We start from the raw sequence: 24188 nt of genomic DNA, 5'->3' as shown, positions 1-24188 counted from the left end.
AAAAGAATAGATAGTAAATCAATTTATACACCCATACCGCCATTTGTTGAAATTATTTGACCTGTCATATATGAGTTTTTATCCGAGATTAAGAATGATACTAACTCAGCTATTTCAGTTGGTTCCGCCATTCTCATCATAGGTATATTCTCACAGATGTATTTTAAATCTTCATCGGTGTAGCATTTCATCATTTCAGTATTCACAGTTCCGGGAGCAATGGCATTTACTCTTATATTGGAAGGTGCCAATTCAAGTGCCAAAGATTTTGTCAAAGATTCTATTGCGCCTTTAGTTGCAGAGTAAGCAACCTCACAAGATGCACCATGAGAACCCCAAATAGAAGATACGTTTAAGATTACTCCTCGTTTATTTGATATCATATCGGGAAGGACACAGTGAATAGTATTAAAACATCCGCCTACATTGACGTTAAATAGCTTTTTCCATTTTGCAACTTCTAAATCTTGAAATAGAGATACCACAGAAATTCCGGCGTTGTTTATCAAGACATCTATATTTCCGAAGTCGGATTTTATTTTATCAATCATAGTTTTAACTTCATTATAATTTGAAACATCAGCTTGGTAAGCTTTTGTGTTGAGGTTTTTTGCCAATGCCTCGGCAGCGTCTTTACTGCTATTGTAGTTGATTAAAACTTGGTAGCCATCTGCAAATAGTTTTTCAGATACTGCTTTGCCAATTCCCTTAGCGCCACCGGTTATAAGTACTTTTTTCAAAATTAAAGTCCTCCCAAGTATACAAATTTAATTGCAGATTTTAAAATTTTAAAATCAATTTGTTTAGTTTCAAAAATTTCACCATTTACATTAGATAGTATAGTATCGTTGCTTTTAATAGTACCAGACTCAACTTCCAAAATATCTATTTGAGGATATTTTAAATGTAGTCCCTTTTTATAAGAAGGGAGTATTTTTAAAATATTTATTAGGTTTAATTTTTTTACTAAAACAACTTCTAAAATTCCGTCATCTACTCTTGAGTTTGGAGAAGGATTGAAACCATCGCCATAATAACTGCCATTGCAAACAGCTCCAAGAGTAAATAAATCATCAGCTTTATATATTTTTCCATCCCTTAAATTCAATTCAATATCTAAGTGTAAAGCAAAAGGCTTAAAAATAGATCTGAGTATTCCGAAAGGATATGCTTTTGCTTTTAAAAATGGAAATTTTTCAAGAACTTTATATGTATTTGACAAAGCTATTGTATCAAGTCCAAAGCTTAATATATTTATACAAAACATATCATTTAGCTGAATTATGTCGCAAGTTTTGACAACGGGATTTAGAGTATCGTCTAATGAAAATTTAGAGTAATCAAAATTTTTTGAAAAATCATTTGCAGTGCCAAGTGGAATTAAGCCAAGTGCAGCTTTTTTATTCACAAGCTCTGATGCAGCTTCATTTAAACTTCCATCTCCGCCGCACACATAGATGATACACTCTTTATCCGAATACTTGCGAGTTATTTCTTTTATACTATTTTTATTTTCAGTTGTATATATTTCAAACTCCAAATCAGCTTTAGAATATATGCTTATTATTTCCTTTTTTAAATCTGCATACTCATTTCTAGATTTAGAGCTTATTATAAAAATTGTTTTCATAACTTAGATTTTAATATAAACCTATGGAAATTTCTATACCAATAGTTATTCATATTTTAATACTTGAAATTTTTTTAAAATTTTAATATAATATTTTAAATTTTTAAAAAAAGGGGGCCTTAATCTTGGGTTACTTAGAAAGCTGCAAGAGAACATGGAAAATAACCTTAAACTTTTCCAAACCCATGAGAACCGATTAATTTTTTGAGAGATATAACTTATGTAAATAAAAATTAATGGGGGAAAGAAAAATGAAAAAGTTAGTATCAATTATGGCAATGGGAGTATTGCTAATGGGTTTAGTTGCATGTTCAGGAGATAAAAAAGAAACTAAGGTTGAAGATTCTTTAGCCAAGATAAAAGAAAGTGGCACTATTATTCTTGGAACAAGTGCAGACTATCCGCCTTATGAATTCCACAACATAGAAAATGGAAAAGATGAGATAGTTGGAATTGATATAGAAATTGCTAAAGCAGTAGCTGAAGATTTAGGTGTTGAGTTACAAATAAAAGATATGTCTTTTGATGGTCTTATTGCAGCTCTTAATGTAGGAGAAATGGATTTTGTAATGTCAGGTATGGCGTCCACTCCGGAACGTGAAGAAGCAGTAGATTTTTCAATTCCGTACAATGAACAAGGTCAAGTTTTACTTGTAAGGGCAGAAGACGTTGAGAAATATAAGTCGGTTGAAGATTTAAAGGGGCTTACAATTGGAACACAATTTGGAACTGTTCAAGAATCTTATGCAAAAGAAAACTTCAAAGATTCTGAAGTTAAATCTATTCAAGATAATAATGCAGTTGTAATGGAACTTAAAAATAAAACTTATGATGTTGTATTTGCAGCAAAAATAGTTGCTGAGAAATTTGCTTCTATGCAAGAAGGGTTAGCTACGGTAGATATTGGAGCTCCTAATGAACCCGGTTATTCAGCAGCAGTTAAAAAGGGAAATACTGCACTTGTTGAAGAAATCAACAAGGCCATAGATAAACTAAAGGCAGAAGGTAAAATCGAAGCGTGGATAGACCAATATTCACAATCTGCGGGTGAATGAGATGATACAAAAGGAATTAGAATTTATTGGTAAATTCTGGCAATCCTATTTAGCCGGTACGGGGATGACACTGCTCTTTTCAATATTGGGAGTAGTGTTTGGAACCTTACTTGGCTTTTTAATTTCCTGGTTAAAACTTAGTAACAACAAAGTTTTGAGGACGATAGGTACAACTTATGTGGAAGTAATAAGAGGAACACCACTTATGGTCCAATTACTTATCGTGTTTTTTGGTCTTAAAGTATATTTACAAGACACAAATGCTTTTTTTACAAATGCAATATTTTTGTGTACATTGGCGATAGTTATGAACGCCGGAGCTTATATAGCTGAGTTAATAAGAGGTGGAATATTATCTGTAGATAAAGGTCAATTTGAAGCCGGTCGTTGTTTAGGTCTTACTCAAAGACAAACGATGAGAAAAATTATATTGCCGCAGGCCTTTAAGACAATTTTGCCGGCTTTAGGGAATGAATTTGTAGCCTTGATAAAAGAAACTGCCATAGTCTTAATGGTTGGAATGCCGGATATAATTTATAGAGCAAATGCAATTAAAGCTTCAACTTACCAACCTATAAGGCCTATGATATACGCTGCAATATGCTATTTCATAATGACATTTACACTTTCAAAAGCAATGAATAGAATTGAAAGGAGGATGGCAAATGATTAAGACGCTAGGACTTAAAAAGAGATTTGGCAATTTAGAAGTTTTAAAGGGAATAGACCAAGAAATAGATAAAGGGGAAGTGCTTGTAGTTATCGGACCATCCGGATCAGGAAAGTCTACATTTTTGAGATGTTTAAATCTATTAGAAGTTCCGGATGAGGGTGATGTAATAGTGGATGGAGAAAAAATTAATCAAAAAGGTGTGAATATAGACCATGTGCGTGAAAAAATGGGAATGGTTTTTCAGCAATTTAATTTGTTTCCACATATGACTATTTTAGAAAATATAACTTTGGCACCAATAAATGTAAAGGGCATGAATAAAGTTGAGGCAGAGGAAAAAGCTTTGGTACTTCTAAAAAGATTTGGATTAGAAGATAAAAAGAACAGCTATCCAAAATCTCTATCAGGTGGCCAAAAACAACGTATTGCAATTGTCAGAGCGCTTGCTATGGAGCCTGAAGTTATGCTTTTTGATGAACCTACATCAGCACTTGATCCTGAAATGGTAGGGGAAGTATTAGATGTAATGAAAACTTTGGCTGAGGATGGTATGACAATGGTCATAGTAACTCACGAGATGGGATTTGCTAAAGAAGTTGCAGACAAAGTAATATTTATGGACGGAGGATATATTGTAGAACAAAATACTCCGGAAGAAATATTTAATAATCCGCAAGAAGAGAGAACTAAAGACTTCTTTGGAAAAATATTATAAATCTATCCAAGCTTTTATGCTTGGATATTTTTATGTAAACAGTTGAAATGGTTAATGCTTAAATCCAAAATAAATTAAATTCAAACTTGACATAGATTAAAATTTATTCTAAAATCGTTTCAACAAGCCGTTAAAAAAGAAGAGTAGGTATAAATAGAATTTTGTAGAGAGTGATTGTTTGGTGAAAGATCATAAATTCGTTTATAGTGAATGGACTTTTGAGGGTGGGAGGAAATGCGTAGCAGAGTATTGCCCAACGGAACCCTACCGTTATCTTGGGACCAATATGATAGTATTGGATGAGTGTGCGCAAGCAAATTTGGGTGGTACCGCAGAAGTTACAGACTTTTGTCCCAGTTGGGATGAAAGTCTTTTTTTATTACATAAATTAGATTTTCATCCTTCTCATTCAATCTCTAAAAAGAAGGAGAGAAAATTATGAAACCAATATTTGCATTAACTTTTTTGGCTTTTGTGTATCTGTTTGGAGAAATAGTGGCAGAGAAAACAAGGGCAAGGCTATCAATTACTTTAGTTATTTCAATAACTTTATTAATTGGTTTTGGAACATTAATACCAAAGACTATTTTTGAGGATTCAAAGATAATACCATTTTCGATGAACATTGTGGGATTATTGCTTACATCACTTGGAACAAGGATAAATTTTAGAGAATTGAGAAAACAGTGGAGAACTGTAGTGATAGCATTAACTGGCACGAGTATTAGTGTGCTCGGGATTATAGCTATTGGCAGTTTTATAATAAATCGACAATATGCTTTGGCAGGAGCCCCGATATTTGCAGGAGGAAATGCTGCGGCATTGGTTATGATGGAGAAATTAAATACAATCAGATTTAAAGACGTTCAGACATTTTGCATAATGATGTTAATTACTCAAGGGTTTGTGGGTATTCCAGTTTCATCATATTTATTGAGAAGAGAAGCCAAAGAATATATAGAAAATAAAAAATATTTAGAGAAAAGACTTACAGATATCACTAAAAAAGCATACAAGGTTAAATTTAATATGCCAGATGTTTTAGATAGACCTATGGGACATTTTGTTAGGTTGGGAATAGTTACTTCTTTTGCAAGTGTATTATCTAGCGCTACTGGTATACACTATTTTATAATTTGTTTGCTATTGGGAATAGTTTTTTATGAAATTGGATTTTTAGAAGAGGATAGCTTGAAAAGGACAGACAGTGCAAATTTAGTTTTATTTTTAACAACATTAGTTATATTTTCAAATTTAGCTGATGTAACAATTTTTAAAATTATAGAACTTTTATATCCGCTTTTAATTTGTCTTTTTACAGGACTTATATTCGCAGTATTTTCAGGATATTTTTTAGCTAAGGTTTTTAGAATCAGTTATAAACTTGCGATATCGTTGATACTAACTTGTACATTTGGATTTCCTACTACATTTTTTATACCAAATGAAGTAGCTGAAGCGATAGGAAGAAATGAAACAGAAAAAAAGATTATAGTGGATTATCTTGAGCCAAAGATGTTGACAGCAGGATTTATTACAGTAACTATATTTTCTGTAATAATTGCAGGAGTTTTAGTCAAATTTTTATAGGGGGAAGTTATGAATAAATTTTTAAAAGATGCTTTAGATATACAAGAAGAAATAATTTCAAATAGAAGAAGATTACACCAAAATCCGGAAATTGGGTTTGAATTGCCTGAGACTTTAAATTTTGTGAAAAATGAATTGAAAAGCTACGGACTTGAACCAGAAGAATGCGGCAGATCGGGGATAGAAGTTACAATTGGTAAAGGGGAGCCGGTTTTTCTATTGAGAGCAGACATGGATGCCTTACCAATGGAAGAGCAAACTTGTGTTGAATATACTTCGAAAAATAAATTCACACATAGTTGTGGGCATGACGCTCATACGGCAATGTTACTAGCAACTGCTAAAATACTAAAAAATAGAGAAGAAGAATTAAATGGCACAGTGAAATTGATGTTCCAACCTGCAGAGGAATTACTTAAAGGGGCATTAGATATGCTGCAAAATGGAATATTAGAAAATCCAAAAGTGAATGGAGCATTAGCACAACACGTTATGTCGGGAGAAGATGATAATAAAATTGGACACGTATATATTTCAAAAGGGGAAGTTTCAACAAGTGCGGATGCGTATAGGATAATAGTAAATGGAAAACAATCTCATGGCTCCACACCTGAAAAAGGAATAGATGCTGTGATAATAGCTTGCCATATAGCGATAGGTTTACAAAATATACTAGCAAGAGAAATTTCATCTGATGAGAGTTGTGTATTATTAGTTGGGAAAATTTTGGGTGGAGCAACGGTTAATACAACTGCTGGTAGAGCAGAGTTAGAAGTCAGTATAAGAACACGAAAGGAATCTGTAAGGGAATTTGTAAATAAGCGGATGAAAGAAATTGCCGAAGGAATATCTAACACATACAGAGCAAGTGTTGAAATAATCCACACAATGCAAGCTCCGTCAGTATACAATGATGAAAAATTGGTAGATGAAGTTATAAGCTCTATAGAGCAGGTAATTAATAAAGAAAAAATACACGTGGTCAATGCAATGAAGGGAACAGAAGATTTTGCATATATTTCACAAAAAGTTCCATCAGTATTTGTTCAAATTGGCGCGGGGTCTCCGGACGAAGGGTACAAGTTCAATAATCACAATCCGCAGTTTAATATAGATGAAAGTATTTTAGCTAAAGGTGTTGCAATTTATTGTCAAGTGGCTTTAGATTATCTTAATAAAAATAGCATTTAATTAATTTGCCTCATAGTGAGGCGAATTTTTTATTGAGTGATATAATATACATCAGGTGATAAGATGCAAGAGTATAATTACCATACACATACATATAGATGTGGACATGGGGTTGGAAGAGAAGAAGAATATGTTAAGTCTGCAATTGAATCGCAATTTAAAGTTTTGGGTTTTAGCGAACACTTGCCTTTTGAAGATTGGATAGTTCCACATGAAAGGCCTACAATGGCGGAAAAAGTTGAATATGAAAAAATTGTAAGAGAATTAGGGAGTAAATATCCCGAAATAAAAATAAAATTAGGATATGAAACAGAATATTTTAAAGATATGGACAGTTATATAAAAGAGACATCAGAGAGAGTTGATTATTTGATTTTAGGTCAACACTCTCTTGAGAGAACTGATTTATATCTACATGATAGTGCAACTGATTATGAAGTTAGAAAGATGGCTGAAATTGTGTGCAAAGGGCTTAGCACAGGGTATTTTAAATATTTAGCACACCCGGATTATTTTATGAGGGCAAGAGAAACTTATTCCAAAGAATGTGATAAAGCTATTAGGCAGATTGCAATAGCGGCAAAAGAAAATTGTGTTTATGTGGAGTTGAATTTAAAAGGCTTTTTAATATCAAAAGGGATAGTTGACGGAGAGGAAACTAACTACTATCCATACAAAAAAGTATTTAAGACAATGTCAGAAATAGGGCCTAAATTTGCAATAGGATATGATGCTCACAGTCCGAAGTTTTTAAATAATCGAGATGCTGAAGAGCAACTTAGAAAAGCTTATTCATATTTAAAAATCGAAGAGAGAGAATTTATATAAAACAATCTTATAAAAAGTTTTATATGTTTTGAAAACTCTGATAAAATATTTGAGAGGTGAAATATGAAGAAACTGACAATTTTTCTTCTTTCTTTAGTCTTACTTGGTGAAAACTTAGTATATGCGAATTCTGAAGTTAAAACTCCTGAAAAAAAGGAATCCAATGTAGAGACAGAAATTAAAGAGATTAGAAATCAAAATATTTTAGTCCCAACTAAAAAAGGTGTTCAGAAGGCAACACAGGCAGAAGCTGACAAGATAAAGAGTTTAGAAGAACGACCTTTGGAAAGTTTAACCGGCTCATATATTTTGGGGGACTATAAAAGCGGGAAAATACTTGAATCATATAATATAGATGAAGTTAGAGCGATGGCATCAATGTCTAAAATAGTTGGAGTTTATGTTGTATTTGATGCGATAAAGGCAAATAAAATTTCTATGGAAGATAAAGTTACTATCGATTCCGAGGCGGCAAGACTTACAGGTTCAACGTACAAGTTGAAAGAGGGAGACATAGTGGCGGTCAAGGACTTGATAAAAGCGGCATTAGTAGTTTCAGGAAATGATGCGATAACATCTCTTGGGAAACATATATACGGCTCGAAAGAAGAATTTGTAAATGAAATGAATGAAAAGTGTAAAGCTCTTGGACTTAAACATGCCGAGATGGTAAATCCAACAGGGCTTACAGATTATTCAAATGAAACATATAATAAGATGACCACAAGAGAAATGTTTATATTGGCGAGACATTTTATAAATGATTATCCTGAGGCATTGAAGTACACTTCAATAGAATCGATAATTGAGCCTGAGAGAAACTTTGAAGAATATAATACCAATCCGATTTTAGGGGTTGTAAGAGGTGTAGATGGATTAAAGACAGGATACACAAATGCAGCAGGCAGATGTCTTATGGCAACAGCCCTAAAAAAGGGGGAAGGAAAGAGTTTAGACACAAGGTTAATAGGAATTATAACAGGAGCTCCAAGCGACTGGGCTAGATATGTAGCTGCAAAGAAATTAGTTGGTGGCGGACTGGAGAAATATAGATACACAGTGATAGGAAATCTTGAAGAACCCGTAGCAAAGTTAAAAGTAGAAAATTCGGAGGCAGGGGAAGTAAATGTATTTGAAAAATCTACGGGCAATGTGCTTTGGGACGGGAAAAGTGAGATTAAAAAAACTGTAACGCTAAAAGAAGGTCTTTTAGCTCCAATTCCGGCTGGTGAAGTTGTGGGTAAAATTACTTACACTATGGATGGAGAAGAGATTTTAAAACAAGATGTAATAGTAAAAGATAGAGTTTTACAAAAAGGTTTTATCTATAAGATACAACATATCTACAGAGATATTATAAATAACATAAAAGCAGCTTAAGACACTTTGGAGACAAGGTGTCTTTTTGTAATTTAAAACGAGATGTCAATACATCTCGCAATATAACATAATTATTAAAATTCAAAACTATCTATAATATTTTTCAATTCGGCAATAGATTTTACGTTATTTATAGTATATGCCTTATTATCAAATTTAAAAACTCCAAGATATGTAGGCGCCTCTTCTGAACCGGATTTGATTATATATACAGTAGTGTTAGCTATTTTATATTCTTCTTCAATACTAAAGTTTCCCATCAGTTCCTTAGGGATGCCTTTTTGAATAGGATTATTGACCCATTCAATAGAAAGAAAAGGTGGATCACTAACTTTAAAATCAAAAGAATTTATAAGAGAATCAAAAATCATATTTGAAGGGAATACAACTATTTGAGAGAGTACACCGTCTTGAAAATATTTTGCACAGTATTCTTGATTAGAAAAATAAGTTGAGTTGATAAAACTTATTTCTAAATCATTGGACAGTTCTGATAAATTTGTATATTTTTCAGATTTCAAATGGTATCCATTTTGAAGTTTTTTCTTTTCTATGAGTTTAAGATTTTTAGTATTTGTACGAATATAAGTTACATCATGAGTTAAGTTTTCAAGATTTATATTCTTATTTTTAGAATTTGTACAAGAAGTCAACAAGAATATAGTACTTAAAAAGATTAATAAAAATATTTTTTTCATTGATACACCTCCATTTATATGGTAGCACCAATAATAAAATTATAAAAGGTTATCATGAAGAGACTTTTAATAAAACATATAAAAACAAGAGATTATAATCTCATTTAAAGGATTTTAGTTATTTATTTAACCAAAATCAAAAATTGTGATAAAATTAAATAATCGGAGGGATTTTATGAAACTTGATGTATGTGGTGGTTGCAATGCTAAAATTGGAGCAGGAGACTTAACCGGAATTTTAAAGAGTTTACAAATTCACAAAAGAAATGATGTGGTAGTTGGTTTTGATGGAAATGAGGATGCTGCCATTATAAAGGTAACAGATGACATTGGCGTAGTTACTTCGGTGGATTTTTTTCCTCCAATGGTGGAAGATCCATATCTATTCGGTAAAATAGCTGCGGCAAATGCGCTTTCTGATCTATATGCAATGGGAGCTGAACCGATTAGCGCCATGAACTTAGTTTGTTTTCCTGAGGGTGAAGACTTGGGGATTTTAGAAGAAATTTTACGAGGGGGGGCAGAGGTTTGTAAAGAGGCTGAGTGCACTTTGACGGGTGGGCATTCAATTCATGATGCAAAAATAAAATACGGTTTGAGTGTTCTTGGAAGTGTAAATCTGAATAGGTTTTATAGAAACAACACACCTGAGTCCGGAGATGTACTTATACTCACTAAACCACTTGGTGTCTCCTTACTCATGAGTGGCTACAGTATAGGAGAAGTTAAGCACGAAGATTATGAAAAAGCTGTGGCAAGCATGGTAAGATTAAATAAAGAATCTTTTGATGTCTTAAAAAATTATGATGTTCATGCTCTTACTGATGTTACCGGATTTAGTTTGCTTGGTCATCTATCTGAAATGATGGAAGAATATTCTGCGGTTTTAAATTCAAAAGATATAAAATTTTTAAGTGGGGCTAAAAAGGCTGCCGAAGACTTTTTATTCACTGCCGGCGGGCAGAGAAACAGAAGAGCGTATAGTAAGAATGTAAATTTTGAAGTAAACGATTTTGCAATGGAAGAAGTTTTGTTTGATCCTCAGACTTCGGGAGGACTACTCATAAGTGTTTCATCGAAAGATGCTGATGAACTATTCGATAAGCTTATAGAAAATAGAATAGACGCTTCAAAAATTGGAAATGTAGTAGAAAAACGAGATTATAAAATTTATGTGAGGTAGAGAAATGAAAGAAATTAATGCAATGGGACATGCTTGTCCAAGACCGGTTATAATGACTAAGAAGGCAATTGTTGAAGAAAATTTAGAAGAAGTTTTGGTGAAAGTAGATAATGAAATAGCGACTGAAAATTTATCTAAAATGGCAGAACAACTTGGATTTAGTGCTGAAGTAAATAAAATTTCAAATGCAGAATATGAGGTTGTTATGAACAAGAAAGAAGGCGTGTGTTCAATTATGGAGATTCAACCTGAAACAGATGAATTTATAGTTGTGTTTTCATCGAATGAGTTAGGCGGGGGAGAAGAATCTTTCTCAAAGACTCTTTTAAATGGGTTTGTATATGCACTAACTGAACAAGATAGAGTTCCAAAGTATGTTGTGTGCTACAACAAAGGTGTTGAAATCACTACTATAAATGAAAAGACAGTGGAAGACTTGAAAGTTTTAGAGCAAAAGGGAACTGAAATATTATCTTGCGGGCTATGTTTGGAAAACTACGGATTAAAAGAAAAATTAAAAATTGGAACAGCAACTAATATGTACAGAATTTGCGAATTACAATTAAAATATAAAACAGTAAAACCATGTTAAAGTATGTGACTTTTGAAAGTTCGGGGCATGCTATGACTGCAGACAGGTTAATAGATTTAAGCGGAGTTAGATTGATTCCGCTTCCTACTAAAATCGATGCGGGTTGTGGTCTATGCTTAAGAGTTGAAGAACATTTAGAAGAAGTAGAAGAAATTTTGAAAGAGAATGGGATTAAATATGAAATCTTTGAATAAAATATATTTTGACAATGCGGCAACCACTGTTCAAAAGCCAAAGGAAGTTGCCGAAGCAGTGTACAATACAATTGCAAGTGGAGAATTTTCTAATCCATCAAGAGGGGTTTATCCATACTCAATGAATTCTTTGGGTTTGGGTCTGGATACAAGGCTCGCAGTGGCAAATTTGTTTTTAATAGAAGACTCTATGAGAGTGGTGTTTACAGAAAATATAACAGCATCGTTGAATATAGCGATAAGAGCCTATTTGAAATCAGATAAACATGTCATAACTACTCAAAATGAACATAACTCAGTTTTAAGGCCGTTGTTTGATTATATAGATGATGTATCATATGTCAGATTGAATTCTGATGGAAATTTGATTTATGAAGATTTTGAAAAACTTTTAAAACCTGATACACAAGCTGTAGTTATAAGTCATGTTTCAAATGTATCGGGGATAGTTATAGATATTGAGTTCATATATGAATTTTGTAAAAAGCATAATTTATTTTTAATAGTAGACGGGGCTCAATCGGCGGGCTGTATTGAAGTGAACTTGAATAGAGAATTGCCGGAAATGGTATATTGTTTTACAGGGCATAAATCTCTATATGGGCCTCAAGGCACAGGTGGAATGGTAATTTTGACGGATAGGAAGCCGACACAAGTGTTTAGTGGGGGAAGTGGGTTTGATTCTTTTAACGAAAGACAACCGGAAGTAATCCCTGATATTTTTGAAACCGGAACGAGAAATATACACTCGATAGCCGGTTTGAAATCCGGGGTTGAGTATGTGAACTCTAAGGGCATTAAAGATATAGAGAGAGAGTTAAATGATAAGATGCAGTATCTATATACTGGACTTAAGAAGTTTGAAAAAATTGAATTCTATCATAATTTTGAAGGTACGAGAGCGCCAATTGTATCATTTAATGTAAACGGGTTCGCTTCAGAAGAAATTTCCGAGTACTTAGCATATAACGGAGTGATGACACGGGCGGGGATACATTGTGCACCTCTTCATCATAAGGCTCTTGGAACAGCAAGCAGGGGTATGGTAAGAATGTCTTTATCCACTTTTAATACATATGAAGAAATTGAGAAGGTTCTTGAAATAATAGGCAAAAAAGTAGTGTAAATTAGTACGGTCTTGGGTAGAAGTCTAAAGAAAAGAGAGGTTGTTATGAAAAAATCATTTGAATATTTTAGAGCAAATCCGGCCGGCAATATAACCGGATATGTAATAACTCCTGTATATCCGGGATATAGAAGAGCTTATGCAAAGGAAATTATAAAGAGAGACCCTTCAGTTGAACAAGTGGGGTTCATAAGTCCAAGTTATGATGGAGCACCACTTAGAATGGATATGATGGGCGGAGAATTTTGCGGTAATGCAACGAGAGCGTACGGACTTTATTCAGCAAGTTTTTATGAAAGTGAAGGAGATGTGCAAATAGAAGTGTATGTTTCCGGAACTGAAGGCCCTGTTAATGTAATAGTAAATCAACAAGAACAATCTGCATATGTTAAAGTTGAAAAACCTAAAGAAATTGTAGATGTTAAAATTGATGAAGATACATTTAAGGCGGTTGTGTTCTCCGGCATAATTCACTTGGTTGCGGAAAGAGGAGAAGACCCTGAGTTTGTTCAAAAAGCTTTGAACGTGTTAAAATTTGAATTTAGTTCTGATGCATATGGAGTTATTTTCTTAAATGTAGAGAAGAAAGAAATAGTTCCTTATGTTAATGTGCCATCTGCTGAAACTTTGGTTAGAGAGGGTTCATGTGCTTCAGGCTCTATAGCGGCAGCATATGTGTTAAATGCAAAAGAAGATCCTGATTTTGAAGCAATAATTAAAAATCCAAATGGAGAGCTTGAAATTTTTGCTGATTTCACAAACGGAATAGAATATATAATTGGTGGGCCTGTTGAAATAGGCAAAATTGAAAAAGTTACAATAGATATTCCGGCTGAAGAAGTTAAGAGAGTTAAAATAGAGCATGAAAAAGAGTTAGAAACAATAAATAGAGAAGCTAAAGAAGATTAAAATATTTAGAGCCCTGCAATGCAAGGCTCATTTTTTATGAATTATTAATTTAGAAAACTGTCATTTAAAGTTATTATAGGTCGTGCTTCAGGTTGCCCGTCAGAAAAATCATATTTATTTAATAAATACTCTGCAAGTTGATTTAAGTCACTAAATTTTACAACTTGATAAGGTTCTGAAAAAGCTAGTTTTTCAATAAATAATAATTCGTCTTTTTCTTCGATTAATATACCTGTGTGCCCTACAAATAAAATATCAGTGTCGGGTTTTATTACTTGGTCGTGCAAATAAACTGAAACTAATTTTATATTCGAGTCGGCAAATTTAAAACCATATTTTTTAAAACCATTTTTGATATTCTCTTTATGAACTTTCAAATCTTTGGCGTTTTCAGTATCAAAACTTTGGAATAAAGTGTTGAATTTATTTATATCGTCTTGTGAAAACTTATCCTGATTTAAAGTTTCGTAGTCAAATAAGAGATGAGATGTGGAATTTTCATCGAACCCATTTCCTTGGAATAAATCTTTATATAGAGTGTAGGAGGTTATTCTGCAATTATATCCAACATAGTTATTTTTAGATAACCATTTATCTTGTAAAGTATATGGGTCATATGTTGGCTCTTTTATAGATTCAAAATCTGATACCATATTTTCGGTTCCTACAGTGTCATAAAAATTTGAAAGCTGTTTTTTAAAAGTTTCAACTTGTGATGATGAAACTCCATTTGCAACAAGTTTTTCAGAAATGGACTCAATCATTTTGTCGTCAACTAAGTTTGAATAAGTTGGATCTGACATTTGTTTTGAACAACCTACTAAAAGAAATGTAAGTACAGATAGAATTAATAATTTTTTCATTTTGACTCCTTTTATAGTTAAAAGACTTTTCCAATTAGGATAAGTCAGAAATTTTTATAAAAAATAAACTGGCTCGCTACGTCTTTCATAGATTTCTTCAAGTTCTCTTTGATGGAATAAATATCCTTCATCTGAAAAATATTTTGCTCCGGTAGGACATTTTTTAACACAGGCACAACACTTCATGCACTTTCCCGGAACTTGTGACACATCTTCGAAGTCTATTGAACCAAGTGGGCAAGATTTAGCACAAATTTTACAGTTTATACAAGCTTTAAGATTTGTCATAGGTTTTATTTTTACAAAGTTAATTTTATTTCCATGACGGTCTTGTGGTGTGAAATAAGGTCTTATAGGGCTTTCACCCTTTGGCTTTGATTCTGATAAGTTATTTGTCTTAATTTTTTGAGCTACGCAGGTTGCAAATTCTCTGACAATTTTCATATCGCTTTCGTCAGGGCGTTTTGCGCCAAGTGTTGTGGAGAAAGAGTGTTCTCCGATAAATGCACCGGAGCCGACAACTTTCATTCCGCCATTTGTCATCAACTCAGTAAGTTCTATAAGTGAGTCGTCAAAGTTTCGATTACCATATAGTACGATTGAAACTCCCAGTGCACCTTTTGCATTTATTTGGTTTAGATATGGCAGAAGTAAGTTTGGAACACGTCCGGCATAAGTAGGTACTCCAACTACTACGATATCATTTTCGTTAAATTCGGGCATTGTTTTTCTTGCATGGGGTAGAGTGAAATCATAGTCTGTGTGCTCAGATATTTCTAACTCTTTTTTTAATGTTGAAATAAATTCGTGAACAACTTTGTCTGTGGTAGTTGTTGCTGAAAAATAAAGTGAACAGATGCGATAACTCATTTTAATCTAATCCTCCTGAAGTTCTGAGTTCATGTTTAATTTTTTTAATCTATATTCGGTATATTCACCGAGTAAGGTATATATTACGGCAACCAACGGTATGAATACCCACATTCCTACAATTCCTCCAAGTGCACCACCTACAATAGTTGCAAATAGGGACCACATAGCGGGTATGCCAAGTTTGTCGCCGACAATTTTAGGATAGATAATATTTCCTTGTATCTGTTGTAGAACTACCATCAACACCAAGAACAGCATGGCTTGGAATGGAGAGTCTATTAGGATAAATATAAAACCTATTGCCGCTCCAATAAGCGGTCCTACGATTGGAATTAAATCTGAGAATCCAACCAGCACTGAAATCATAGCTGCATAAGGCATTCTAAAGACAAACATAGATACAAATGTCATAACACCTATGATGAGGGCATCGAGTAATTGACCTTTTACAAAGTTGAAGAAATAGAAATCTATCAAGTGTCCAATGTGTATTATAAACGCTCCAATTTTAGTTCCGCCAACAGAATATAAAATCCTCTTAGTTTGTCTGCCAAGTCTATCCTTATCCAAAAGTACATAGATGCTAAACACAAAAGCCAAAAGCGCATTGGTAAAACCTGAAAAAATTGTGTTTGCAATGCCTGAGGCAGTTTGCACAGCATTTGTATTAAAACTTAAATCTTCAGTTAAGAAGAAGTGTTTAACTTGCTCAAAAATATAATTTAAACTCAAAGAGTTGTAAAAAGTTTGAATTTTTTCAGCAATAGGGGACAGTTTTGGGAATCTGTTTACAAATTCTATTAATTTTTCAAAGAAAGCAGGTATTTGTTTTTCTAATGATTGCAAAGATATAATAAGTTGAGGAATAACCATTGACATCATAAAGATAATAATTGATATTACCAAAAGTATTGAGACAAAAAGTGAAATACCTCTTGCAGCTTTCTTTAAAAACTTTGAATTGGTGTGTTTTAATATTAACTTTTCAAAAAAATTCATAGGTATTTTAAGTACAAATGCAATTGCACCCCCAAGCAAGAATGGGAACAAAATAGATATGATTTTGGAGAATATAAGTTGAACAGATGAGAATTTCAAAAAGAAGAAATATAGTAATATTCCTCCAAATACAATAAGTGCAAGAGACTTATGTGAATAGGTTGAATATACAATCTGCCCATCATGTTCTTGTGTTTGCAATTTTAAATTTTCTTTCATAAATCATCCTTTTCCTTAATAATCATGGTACATAGAATCCAGGATAAATACACTGGATAAAAAAATAAGCTCATGTTCTGAATATTTTTCATCAAAAGACAATGTGTAGACTTTTTGAGAACGGATTAACTTTCCATTTATAGACGCGATTTTTTTGTCTTTTAACATAAGGGAATATGTTTGAGATTTTACTTCTCCCCATAATGTAACTTTACCAAGAGGAGTTCTAAAGTATAAATCGGGAACTCGAAAATTTCTACCTTCTCGAACAGTAATTGAAGAAGCATTTGATTTAATAGTAAATAAATTGTCGTTTACAATATTTTTAATATGTTTATAAATTATTAAAACTTGTTCGTCAGACCTATTAAAAACTCTTATTTTGGAAGAATAGAAACCCTCTCCACGAACTAAATTTACAATTGGAGAATAGATATCTACATAGCCCTCATAAATAAGTCTATCATCATCAAAAACTTCATATTTAAAATCGTCAATTATTGAATGGTCACATTTTATAACAAGACTTGTCATGTTCATCACCTTTGATTCAAAATAATATTATGTTTAACAAACATAAATTCTATATTAATTTTACATTAGAGTGTTAGTAACTTCAATCTAACTTTTAGATTATAAAGCTTTAATAAAAAAAATATCTATTGTATAATAACGTTAAAATAAGGGGGGTATTGAAATAGAAAAGATAATTTTAAAAGATAATAGAGAGGGTGCAGTATTTAGGACAGCTACTGTTGGCATATTGTCTAATTTATTTTTAGTTACGCTGAAAGTATTTGTTTATTTTGGAACTGGTTCAGTTTCAGTTTTGGCAGATGCAATAAACAATCTCACGGACTCAATGTCTTCGTTCATAACACTTATAGGAGCAAAAATGTCAAATTTGCCTGCAGATTCAGAGCATCCTTATGGACATGGAAGGATGGAATATATTGCGGGATTAGTTGTATCAGCGTTGGTTCTCTTTGCAGGATTTGAATTTATAAGGGCATCAATAGGAAAGATAATAAATCCATCAAGTGTTAGCTATACTAATTTGAGTATAGCGATAATGTTTGTTTCGTGTGTAGTGAAATTTTTTATGAGTTTGTTCTATAAAAAAGTGGGGACTAAAATTAACTCATATCCAATTTTAGCTCAATCAAAAGACTCTATATCAGATGTTTTTGTGACAGGAGTTGTAATAATTTCAATTTTTGTATACAAAATTACAGGTTATTTAGTAGATGGATGGGCAGGCCTTTTGGTCAGCTTTTTTATTTTGTATCAAGGTTATGATTTGATAAAAGAGACTATAAGTGCAATTATTGGTAGAACTAATCCTGAAGAAATGGTAGAGGTTGAAAAAATTGTAATGTCTTATAGTGAAATCATAGATGTACATGATATTATGATAGTAGATTTTGGCCCTGAAAAAGTTTACGCGTGGATGGACGTTGAGCTTGACGATAAGATGAGCATTATTGAAGCACATAATATAATTGATAAAATTGAAAGAGAGATATATGAAACAAAGGGGTATCATGCGAGTATACACTTAGACCCTGTTGGTTCATATTCAGAAGTTGAAACCAAAATTATATCAAAGCTTAATAAACTTATAGAAGAAGATAAAAGATTTTATTCATTCCACGACTTGTCGTTAAATGGAGATGAGATAAGCGTGGATATTGTTGTAGATGGTAAATTAGTAAAGACTGACAGAGATGAAGCTGGAGTTAAAAATATAGTATTAGAAATTTTAGGTGAAGAGGGACTAAGAAAAGTTGTAAAAATAGACAGGGTGTTTAAAGAGGAATTTTAGGATGAAAGTATTGATGGCAGGAGCGGGAAAACTTGGAATAAAATTAGCCCAAACGCTTATAGCAGAAAATTGTGATGTGACAATTTTAGATTCAGATGAAACGGTAATAGATTATGTAAATAATACACTTGATGTTTTAACTGTAAATGAAAATGCACTTAATTTTGAAGTGCTAAAGGAACTTGAAATTGAAGAATATGATTTATTGCTTGCGACTACAAATAGTGATGAGTCAAATGTTTTGATGTCAAGTATATCTAAAAAACTTGGAGTTAATAAAGTTATTGCAAGAGTTAGAAATCCTGAGTACAACAATCAAATTCAAATAATTAAAGAGGAACTTGGAATAGACTATGTAATCAATCCTGACTATGCAACGGCAGTGGCAATAGAGAAATATCTATTGAAGAGATATATGCTTATGAGTGATGAATTTGCCGGTGGAAAAGTCAAACTTGTAGATTTTAACATAGGACAAGATGAAACTTTTGTAGGCAAAAAAATAAAAGAACTTACAGGTTTTAAAGATATGTTAATAGCAGCGGTATCAAGAAGTGGAAGAACTATAATCCCAAATGGAGAAACTGTCTTAGAGAGCAAAGATGTTATAATGATTGTTGGAGAAAGCGGCACAATTGAAAAGTTTGACGAAGAACATTCGGGTATAAATAAACATCGTTCTCTTAAAAAAGTTATGATAGTAGGCGGAGGGAAGCTTGGCTTATATCTGGGGAAGTTGTTAAGTAAAGAAAAGATAGAGACTACAATTGTCGAGATTTCTAAGAGTAGATGTTATAAATTAATGGAACAATTACCTGAAAGTATGATTATAAATGCTGATGGGACAGATTTTAATGTATTGCAAGAAGAAATGTTAAAAGAGTACGATGCTTTCGTTTGCGCTACGGGAATAGACGAGACAAATTTATTAATGGCTCTTGCCGTAAAACAGTTTGGTATGTACAAATCAGTTGCTAAAATTTCCAGACAAAATTACAAAAAAATACTTGATAGATTAGAAGTTGACGCAGCTTTTAATTCGGCATATATAACTGCAAATGAGATAATCAGAACTATAAGGGGCTCAGGTTCTATAACTGTAAACTTGATGAGTGATGGAGAAACTGAATTCTCAGAAATTTTATTAAATAGCGGGCTTAAAGTTTTAAACCAGCCAATAAAAGATATACATTTACCTGAGGGAATGTTAATTACATCAATAGTGAGAGAGAATAGTGTAATAATTCCAAAAGGAGAAGATATCTTAAGAGAAGGCGACAGGATAATAGTATTGGCAACTAATAGACAAGTTGGAAATCTCAAGAACTATTTCTTCAATAAAAAGAAGAGGTGGTTTATATGAATAAATTATTTATTATAAAAATATTGGGAATATTAGTTTTGATAGAGGGAGTTTTTATGCTCCCTTCAGCTATGCATTCAGCGTTCATTAATGATGGAGCACTGAATTCATTTTTGATAGCGTTGGCAGTAGTATTTGTGGTTGGGATATCAGCATATTTTTTAATAAATACAAAGGCCTCAGTTACACCAAAAGATGGGTTGGCAATAGTCACTTGTGGGTGGATTATAGTTTCTTTATTAGGAGCATTGCCACTTTATTTATCTGATTCTGTTCCGACATATATTGATGGATTTTTTGAAATAGTATCAGGATTCACAACTACAGGGGCGAGTGTAATATCAGATATATCTGCTGTGCCAAAATCAGTAGTTTTATGGAGGAGTACAACCCACTGGATCGGTGGGATGGGGATTTTGGTCCTAACCCTTTCACTTTTGCCAAAGATCGGCGTCGGTGGATTTCAAATTTTTAAAGCTGAGTCGCCTGGACCAATAGCGGGGAAAATAGACCCTAAGATGAGCCAAACGGCGAAGAGATTGTATTCGATATATATAGTGATAACATTAATTTTATTTGTATTGTTGATGTTAGGCGGGATGAATGCGTTTGACTCCATAATACATACTTTTGGAGTTGTGGGTACGGGTGGATTTTCTTCAAAAGTAGAATCAGTAGGATATTTTAAGGGGGATTATATCCCACTTGTAATGAGCGCATTTATGATGATTTGCGGGACTAACTTTACACTGCATTATTATCTTTATAAAAAGAAATTAAGTTTAGTATTTAAAGATGAAGAATTAAAAACTTTTTATACAATAATAATTTTTGCAATTTTAATAATATCTTTAAATTTATTTTTAAATGGCTTTGGTTCACTAAAAGAAGTTTTAATAAAAGCCATATTTCAAGTAACATCTATAGCTTCTACATCAGGTTTTGCAAATGCAGACTTTGATCTTTGGCCATCAGCATCAAAATTTACTCTACTAATTTTATATTTCTTCGGCTCATGTGCAGGCTCAACAGCCGGCGGGATAAAGATAATACGAATATTGATAGTCTTAAAGACTATCAAAAGAGAAATTATAAAAGTTATCCATCCAAAAGCGGTAATACCTATAAAGGTAAATGGAAAAATTATAAATGACAAAATTATTATGGGAATCTTTGCATTTTTGGGAATATATATGGCAGTTTTCATAGGTGCGAGTATATTAATTACATTTAGTGGAGTTGATATAATGACTTCAATTTCTTCAGTTGCCACAATGCTATCGAATGTTGGGCCCGGATTTAAGTTAGTAGGTCCGACAAGGACTTTTGAATTCTATTCAGGGGGATATAAATTGTTATTTTCGTTTTTAATGTTGCTTGGAAGATTGGAATTTTTCACAGTAATAGCATTGATAACACCTAAGCAAAGTATAAGAGGAGATTTTTAATGGAAAAAGTACTTTTAGTTGGAAATGGATACATTGGATTAAAAATTTTATCGGCAATTTCTTCAGAAATGGATGTAACTGTAGTAGATAAAGACAGAAACAGCATAAAGGAAATTGTTGAGACTGATAATATACATCCTGTGTATGGAAATATAGAAGACAGAAATTTTGCCTTAAATTTGTTTAAGCAAAAGTACGATTTTGTAGTTGCTGTTACAAACTCCGACAAAACTAATATCTTGTTGTCTACAATGGCTAAGAAAAGTGGGACGAAATGTACAATAGCTTCGATATTTCAAAAGGATTCTGTAGAACAGCTGACATTTTTAAAAGAAAGTATAGGAATTGACAGGATGTATAATATGGCAATTGAAATGTCATCTGAAGTTGAAAGAATTATAAAGGATAATTTGAGTTATCAATCAGATGTTTTTGGAAAGGGCAGAATAGAAGTTGTTGGGCATTCTGTAGAAATGGATAAAAATTTTGTTGGTCAACAGCTTAAAAATATAGGAGAGTTAAAGACTGTTTTAGTTGTAGGTATAACGAGAAAAGACGAAATACTTATTCCAAATGGAGAAACCGTAATAGAAGAAGATGATTATCTATATATTATGGGGCTTTCAAAAGATATATTGAACTTCAAACATAAACATTTTAGATTGGAACACAAGCCAAATAGAAAAATATTGTTAGTTGGTGTAAATGAATTTAGCTTGCAAATAGCAGAAGTCTTTAAAGAATATGACATCACAATAATAGAAGAAGATATAGAAAAAATTAGAAAGTATAGAACAGCTTATTCAAATGTATACATTCACAAAGCTAAGTTAAAAGGTGGAGAATTCTTTAAGAATTTTAGAAATTACGACGCTACAATTATAACCACTGAAAATGACGAGATGAATATAGTACTTGGAATAATTGCAAATAGACAGGGAATAAACCAAGTCATGGTAAAATTATCAGATATAAGCTATGAGTCCATAATAGATGAGATGAATTTTACATTGGTTTTAAAGCCAATGGATGTAGTTGCGAATCAAATAATAAAAGAACTTAGGTCTGATAGAGGGATTTCAATATATATGGCATTTAATAATCAAGCTGAAGTATATGAATTTAAATTAAAAGACGATTCTAATTTAATTGGAAAGAGTTTGATGGAGATAAATATTCCGGAAGGAATGTTGGTTGGCGGGATAATAAGAAAAGATGGAATGGCAGTTATTCCGCGAGGAAAGACAGTGATTGAAAATGGAGACAACCTTGTTATATTCTGTAAAAATGAAAGTAAAGATAAATTAAACAGATTTTTGGGAATAGACAATAGGAGAAGTTTTATACAAAGCATTTTTTCATAAGGAGAGAATATGAATAAAATAATAGGGAATAGTTGGGATGAATTATTAGAAGAGCAATTTAACCAACCATATTATCAAAATTTAAGACAGTTATTGATAGGAGAATACAAAAATTTTCAAATCTTTCCAAAGCCTGAAGATATCTTCAATGCATTTAAAAAGACTCCTTACGAAGATGTGAGGTGTGTGATTTTGGGGCAAGACCCTTACCACAATATAAATCAAGCTGAAGGATTGTCCTTTTCAGTTAAAGTGGGGCAGAGAATTCCACCATCACTTGTAAATATTTATAAGGAGTTAAAAAGCGATTTGGGATATGAACCGCCAAGACATGGAAGTCTTGTAAAATGGGCTGAAAGTGGAGTGTTACTTTTAAACACAACATTGACCGTTAGGGCACATACACCAATGAGTCATTCTAAAATAGGCTGGGAAATACTGACTGATAGTGTGATAGATATATTAAATAAAAAAGATTCTCCAGTAGTATTTATCTTGTGGGGAAGACATGCAGCTTCCAAAGAAAAATTGATAACCAATCCAAAACATTTGATTTTAAAGGCACCACACCCAAGTCCGCTGTCTGCAAACAGAGGATTTTTTGGATCAAAGCCTTTTTCCAAAACCAATGAATTTTTGGAAGCTAACGGATGCAGGCCAATAGATTGGAGGATTGATAATTAAATGGATTTTTTAAGAAGTGATTTTATAAATATAAATTTAATTGAAATAGATGATGTACCGGTATATGTAGTCAGACCAAAAGGAGATTTTGAGAAGTATAAGACAATTATCTTTTATCATGGTTGGGGGTCAAGTGCACAAAACCAAATTTTTAGAGCTAATATCTTGGCAAGCTATGGCTATCAAGTAATACTTCCAGAGGCTAGATACCATGGTACAAGAGGTGAACTTGACTACGAAGACAAGGACGTATTTAGAAACAGAATTTGTGAAGTGATAATGCATAACATAGAAGAGTTCCCTAAAATCCACAAATATGTAGTTGAAAATTTAGATACAGATGATGAACACATAGCGGTTGGGGGTCATTCTATGGGAGCTATCACAGCATCGGGACTATTTACTTTTAAACAGAGTTTGAAAGTGGCAATGTTGTTTAATGGAGTATGTGATTGGAAGTGGATAGTTGATGAAATAACTGCAAGCGGAGAAGTTTCATATGAAATGATGAGAATAAATGAATTCATGTTGCAGATGAGCCCTAAAGAACACCTATCTAATTTGGTTGATAGGGAAATGATAATGTATAATGGTGAAGAAGACGATATAATTTCTCCAACAACACAAGAAAATTTTTATAAAGAAGCCAAGGAATACTATCTGGAAAAAGACAGAATTAGATTTACTAAGTGGGAAGCGACAGCACATCAGTTAACAACACAAATGCTTGAAAAAGCTATAATGACATTAAAAGAAGAAATAAAATTTTAGGACCCAATTTGGGGT

25 protein-coding genes and 1 other annotated feature are annotated in these 24188 nt (G+C 32.7%); of the genes, 18 read left to right on the top strand and 7 right to left on the bottom strand.

All coding sequences use genetic code 11. The features are described from left to right. Positions 1-23: 23 nt before the first annotated feature. Both ymfI and DYE58_RS05080 read right to left on the bottom strand, forming a co-directional pair. Positions 24-740, bottom strand: coding sequence for an elongation factor P 5-aminopentanone reductase (gene ymfI, locus DYE58_RS05085; protein ID WP_004820253.1), 717 nt, complete (start codon positions 738-740; stop codon positions 24-26). A 2-nt stretch (positions 741-742) separates the two neighbouring features. After that, positions 743-1630, bottom strand: a complete 888-nt coding sequence (locus tag DYE58_RS05080; protein ID WP_004820255.1) for a diacylglycerol/lipid kinase family protein — start codon at positions 1628-1630, stop codon at positions 743-745. A 251-nt stretch (positions 1631-1881) separates the two neighbouring features. Between DYE58_RS05080 and DYE58_RS05075 the strand changes: the two genes are divergently transcribed. From DYE58_RS05075 to DYE58_RS05040, 7 genes are all read left to right on the top strand, one after another. Continuing rightward, positions 1882-2685 carry a transporter substrate-binding domain-containing protein gene (locus DYE58_RS05075; RefSeq protein WP_050794613.1) on the top strand — a complete coding sequence of 268 codons (804 nt, stop codon included), beginning with the start codon at positions 1882-1884 and terminating at the stop codon, positions 2683-2685. A 1-nt stretch (position 2686) separates the two neighbouring features. Beyond that, on the top strand, positions 2687-3358 hold the full coding sequence (locus tag DYE58_RS05070) for an amino acid ABC transporter permease (RefSeq protein WP_040552248.1): 672 nt from the start codon (positions 2687-2689) through the stop codon (positions 3356-3358). Beyond that, positions 3351-4073 (top strand): amino acid ABC transporter ATP-binding protein, encoded by a 723-nt coding sequence (locus DYE58_RS05065; protein WP_004820261.1) that lies wholly within the window; start codon positions 3351-3353, stop codon positions 4071-4073. Before DYE58_RS05070 ends, DYE58_RS05065 begins: the two co-directional genes overlap by 8 nt. Positions 4074-4194: 121 nt before the next feature. Continuing rightward, positions 4195-4432 (top strand) — a binding site (T-box leader). Between the two features lie 79 nt (positions 4433-4511). After that, positions 4512-5663: a hypothetical protein gene (locus tag DYE58_RS05055; RefSeq protein ID WP_004820265.1), complete on the top strand. Its 1152-nt coding sequence runs from the start codon at positions 4512-4514 to the stop codon at positions 5661-5663. Positions 5664-5672: 9 nt separating this feature from the next. Then, positions 5673-6854 (top strand): M20 metallopeptidase family protein, encoded by a 1182-nt coding sequence (locus DYE58_RS05050; RefSeq protein ID WP_004820266.1) that lies wholly within the window; start codon positions 5673-5675, stop codon positions 6852-6854. Positions 6855-6917: 63 nt separating this feature from the next. Next, entirely contained in the window at positions 6918-7682 is a 765-nt protein-coding gene (locus DYE58_RS05045; RefSeq protein WP_004820268.1) for a PHP domain-containing protein, read from the top strand. Between the two features lie 63 nt (positions 7683-7745). After that, positions 7746-9062, top strand: coding sequence for a D-alanyl-D-alanine carboxypeptidase family protein (locus DYE58_RS05040; protein WP_004820270.1), 1317 nt, complete (start codon positions 7746-7748; stop codon positions 9060-9062). Between the two features lie 74 nt (positions 9063-9136). On the opposite strand, the gene DYE58_RS05035 is transcribed toward DYE58_RS05040, so the two are convergent. Then, positions 9137-9760 carry a hypothetical protein gene (locus tag DYE58_RS05035; RefSeq protein WP_004820272.1) on the bottom strand — a complete coding sequence of 208 codons (624 nt, stop codon included), beginning with the start codon at positions 9758-9760 and terminating at the stop codon, positions 9137-9139. A gap of 175 nt (positions 9761-9935) precedes the next feature. Between DYE58_RS05035 and selD the strand changes: the two genes are divergently transcribed. The 5 genes from selD to DYE58_RS05010 are packed head-to-tail and all read left to right on the top strand — an operon-like array spanning position 9936 to position 13764. Beyond that, positions 9936-10943 (top strand): selenide, water dikinase SelD, encoded by a 1008-nt coding sequence (gene selD / locus DYE58_RS05030; RefSeq protein WP_004820274.1) that lies wholly within the window; start codon positions 9936-9938, stop codon positions 10941-10943. Positions 10944-10947: 4 nt separating this feature from the next. Continuing rightward, on the top strand, positions 10948-11535 hold the full coding sequence (gene yedF, locus DYE58_RS05025; RefSeq protein ID WP_004820276.1) for a sulfurtransferase-like selenium metabolism protein YedF: 588 nt from the start codon (positions 10948-10950) through the stop codon (positions 11533-11535). Beyond that, entirely contained in the window at positions 11529-11729 is a 201-nt protein-coding gene (locus tag DYE58_RS05020) for a putative Se/S carrier protein (RefSeq protein WP_004820277.1), read from the top strand. Before yedF ends, DYE58_RS05020 begins: the two co-directional genes overlap by 7 nt. Further along, a complete protein-coding gene (locus tag DYE58_RS05015) occupies positions 11713-12855 on the top strand; it encodes an aminotransferase class V-fold PLP-dependent enzyme (RefSeq protein WP_040552253.1) in 1143 nt (380 codons plus the stop codon). The genes DYE58_RS05020 and DYE58_RS05015 overlap by 17 nt, the downstream gene beginning before the upstream one ends. A gap of 45 nt (positions 12856-12900) precedes the next feature. After that, positions 12901-13764: a histidine racemase CntK family protein gene (locus DYE58_RS05010; RefSeq protein WP_040552254.1), complete on the top strand. Its 864-nt coding sequence runs from the start codon at positions 12901-12903 to the stop codon at positions 13762-13764. 44 nt (positions 13765-13808) lie between these two features. Here DYE58_RS05010 and DYE58_RS05005 read toward each other — a convergent pair whose 3' ends face one another. From DYE58_RS05005 to DYE58_RS04990, 4 genes are read right to left on the bottom strand one after another with little or no spacing between them, the layout of a single operon-like run. After that, positions 13809-14627 carry a DUF4300 family protein gene (locus DYE58_RS05005; protein ID WP_004820283.1) on the bottom strand — a complete coding sequence of 273 codons (819 nt, stop codon included), beginning with the start codon at positions 14625-14627 and terminating at the stop codon, positions 13809-13811. 54 nt (positions 14628-14681) lie between these two features. Further along, positions 14682-15497, bottom strand: coding sequence for an EFR1 family ferrodoxin (locus DYE58_RS05000; RefSeq protein WP_004820285.1), 816 nt, complete (start codon positions 15495-15497; stop codon positions 14682-14684). 6 nt (positions 15498-15503) lie between these two features. Next, positions 15504-16718: an AI-2E family transporter gene (locus tag DYE58_RS04995; RefSeq protein ID WP_004820286.1), complete on the bottom strand. Its 1215-nt coding sequence runs from the start codon at positions 16716-16718 to the stop codon at positions 15504-15506. 15 nt (positions 16719-16733) lie between these two features. Further along, positions 16734-17252 carry a hypothetical protein gene (locus DYE58_RS04990; RefSeq protein ID WP_115312078.1) on the bottom strand — a complete coding sequence of 173 codons (519 nt, stop codon included), beginning with the start codon at positions 17250-17252 and terminating at the stop codon, positions 16734-16736. 157 nt (positions 17253-17409) lie between these two features. On the opposite strand from DYE58_RS04990, the gene DYE58_RS04985 reads away from it, so the two are divergent. From DYE58_RS04985 to DYE58_RS04960, 6 genes are read left to right on the top strand one after another with little or no spacing between them, the layout of a single operon-like run. Next, positions 17410-18543, top strand: coding sequence for a cation diffusion facilitator family transporter (locus DYE58_RS04985; RefSeq protein ID WP_040552257.1), 1134 nt, complete (start codon positions 17410-17412; stop codon positions 18541-18543). Position 18544: 1 nt separating this feature from the next. Further along, a complete protein-coding gene (gene trkA / locus DYE58_RS04980) occupies positions 18545-19906 on the top strand; it encodes a Trk system potassium transporter TrkA (protein ID WP_004820293.1) in 1362 nt (453 codons plus the stop codon). Continuing rightward, on the top strand, positions 19903-21354 hold the full coding sequence (locus DYE58_RS04975) for a TrkH family potassium uptake protein (RefSeq protein ID WP_115312077.1): 1452 nt from the start codon (positions 19903-19905) through the stop codon (positions 21352-21354). Before trkA ends, DYE58_RS04975 begins: the two co-directional genes overlap by 4 nt. Beyond that, positions 21354-22718: a TrkA C-terminal domain-containing protein gene (locus DYE58_RS04970; RefSeq protein WP_004820299.1), complete on the top strand. Its 1365-nt coding sequence runs from the start codon at positions 21354-21356 to the stop codon at positions 22716-22718. Before DYE58_RS04975 ends, DYE58_RS04970 begins: the two co-directional genes overlap by 1 nt. A gap of 9 nt (positions 22719-22727) precedes the next feature. Then, positions 22728-23402, top strand: a complete 675-nt coding sequence (locus DYE58_RS04965) for a uracil-DNA glycosylase (protein WP_004820300.1) — start codon at positions 22728-22730, stop codon at positions 23400-23402. Beyond that, positions 23403-24173 carry an alpha/beta hydrolase family protein gene (locus tag DYE58_RS04960; RefSeq protein WP_004820303.1) on the top strand — a complete coding sequence of 257 codons (771 nt, stop codon included), beginning with the start codon at positions 23403-23405 and terminating at the stop codon, positions 24171-24173. Positions 24174-24188 lie beyond the last annotated feature (15 nt).

Origin of the sequence: Peptoniphilus indolicus, assembly GCF_900454665.1 — a bacterium.
Classification (GTDB): Bacteria; Bacillota; Clostridia; order Tissierellales; family Peptoniphilaceae; genus Peptoniphilus; species Peptoniphilus indolicus.
Note: the sequence above shows the minus strand (reverse complement) of the source record. Positions and strands in the feature narration are given on the sequence as shown.

What these genes read in the sequence shown, in the direction of transcription:
- DYE58_RS05075 (WP_050794613.1), top strand. Translation starts at nt 1,882, where the DNA reads ATGAAAAAGTTAGTATCAATTATGGCAATGGGAGTATTGCTAATGGGT.
- DYE58_RS05080 (WP_004820255.1), bottom strand. Translation starts at nt 1,630, where the DNA reads ATGAAAACAATTTTTATAATAAGCTCTAAATCTAGAAATGAGTATGCA.
- DYE58_RS05040 (WP_004820270.1), top strand. Translation starts at nt 7,746, where the DNA reads ATGAAGAAACTGACAATTTTTCTTCTTTCTTTAGTCTTACTTGGTGAA.
- yedF (WP_004820276.1), top strand. Translation starts at nt 10,948, where the DNA reads ATGAAAGAAATTAATGCAATGGGACATGCTTGTCCAAGACCGGTTATA.
- DYE58_RS04995 (WP_004820286.1), bottom strand. Translation starts at nt 16,718, where the DNA reads ATGAAAGAAAATTTAAAATTGCAAACACAAGAACATGATGGGCAGATT.
- DYE58_RS04975 (WP_115312077.1), top strand. Translation starts at nt 19,903, where the DNA reads ATGAATAAATTATTTATTATAAAAATATTGGGAATATTAGTTTTGATA.
- DYE58_RS04970 (WP_004820299.1), top strand. Translation starts at nt 21,354, where the DNA reads ATGGAAAAAGTACTTTTAGTTGGAAATGGATACATTGGATTAAAAATT.
- selD (WP_004820274.1), top strand. Translation starts at nt 9,936, where the DNA reads ATGAAACTTGATGTATGTGGTGGTTGCAATGCTAAAATTGGAGCAGGA.
- DYE58_RS05020 (WP_004820277.1), top strand. Translation starts at nt 11,529, where the DNA reads ATGTTAAAGTATGTGACTTTTGAAAGTTCGGGGCATGCTATGACTGCA.
- trkA (WP_004820293.1), top strand. Translation starts at nt 18,545, where the DNA reads ATGAAAGTATTGATGGCAGGAGCGGGAAAACTTGGAATAAAATTAGCC.
- DYE58_RS05065 (WP_004820261.1), top strand. Translation starts at nt 3,351, where the DNA reads ATGATTAAGACGCTAGGACTTAAAAAGAGATTTGGCAATTTAGAAGTT.
- DYE58_RS05005 (WP_004820283.1), bottom strand. Translation starts at nt 14,627, where the DNA reads ATGAAAAAATTATTAATTCTATCTGTACTTACATTTCTTTTAGTAGGT.
- DYE58_RS05055 (WP_004820265.1), top strand. Translation starts at nt 4,512, where the DNA reads ATGAAACCAATATTTGCATTAACTTTTTTGGCTTTTGTGTATCTGTTT.
- DYE58_RS05050 (WP_004820266.1), top strand. Translation starts at nt 5,673, where the DNA reads ATGAATAAATTTTTAAAAGATGCTTTAGATATACAAGAAGAAATAATT.
- DYE58_RS04990 (WP_115312078.1), bottom strand. Translation starts at nt 17,252, where the DNA reads ATGACAAGTCTTGTTATAAAATGTGACCATTCAATAATTGACGATTTT.
- DYE58_RS04965 (WP_004820300.1), top strand. Translation starts at nt 22,728, where the DNA reads ATGAATAAAATAATAGGGAATAGTTGGGATGAATTATTAGAAGAGCAA.
- DYE58_RS05010 (WP_040552254.1), top strand. Translation starts at nt 12,901, where the DNA reads ATGAAAAAATCATTTGAATATTTTAGAGCAAATCCGGCCGGCAATATA.
- DYE58_RS05000 (WP_004820285.1), bottom strand. Translation starts at nt 15,497, where the DNA reads ATGAGTTATCGCATCTGTTCACTTTATTTTTCAGCAACAACTACCACA.
- DYE58_RS05035 (WP_004820272.1), bottom strand. Translation starts at nt 9,760, where the DNA reads ATGAAAAAAATATTTTTATTAATCTTTTTAAGTACTATATTCTTGTTG.
- DYE58_RS05045 (WP_004820268.1), top strand. Translation starts at nt 6,918, where the DNA reads ATGCAAGAGTATAATTACCATACACATACATATAGATGTGGACATGGG.
- DYE58_RS04960 (WP_004820303.1), top strand. Translation starts at nt 23,403, where the DNA reads ATGGATTTTTTAAGAAGTGATTTTATAAATATAAATTTAATTGAAATA.
- DYE58_RS05015 (WP_040552253.1), top strand. Translation starts at nt 11,713, where the DNA reads ATGAAATCTTTGAATAAAATATATTTTGACAATGCGGCAACCACTGTT.
- DYE58_RS05070 (WP_040552248.1), top strand. Translation starts at nt 2,687, where the DNA reads ATGATACAAAAGGAATTAGAATTTATTGGTAAATTCTGGCAATCCTAT.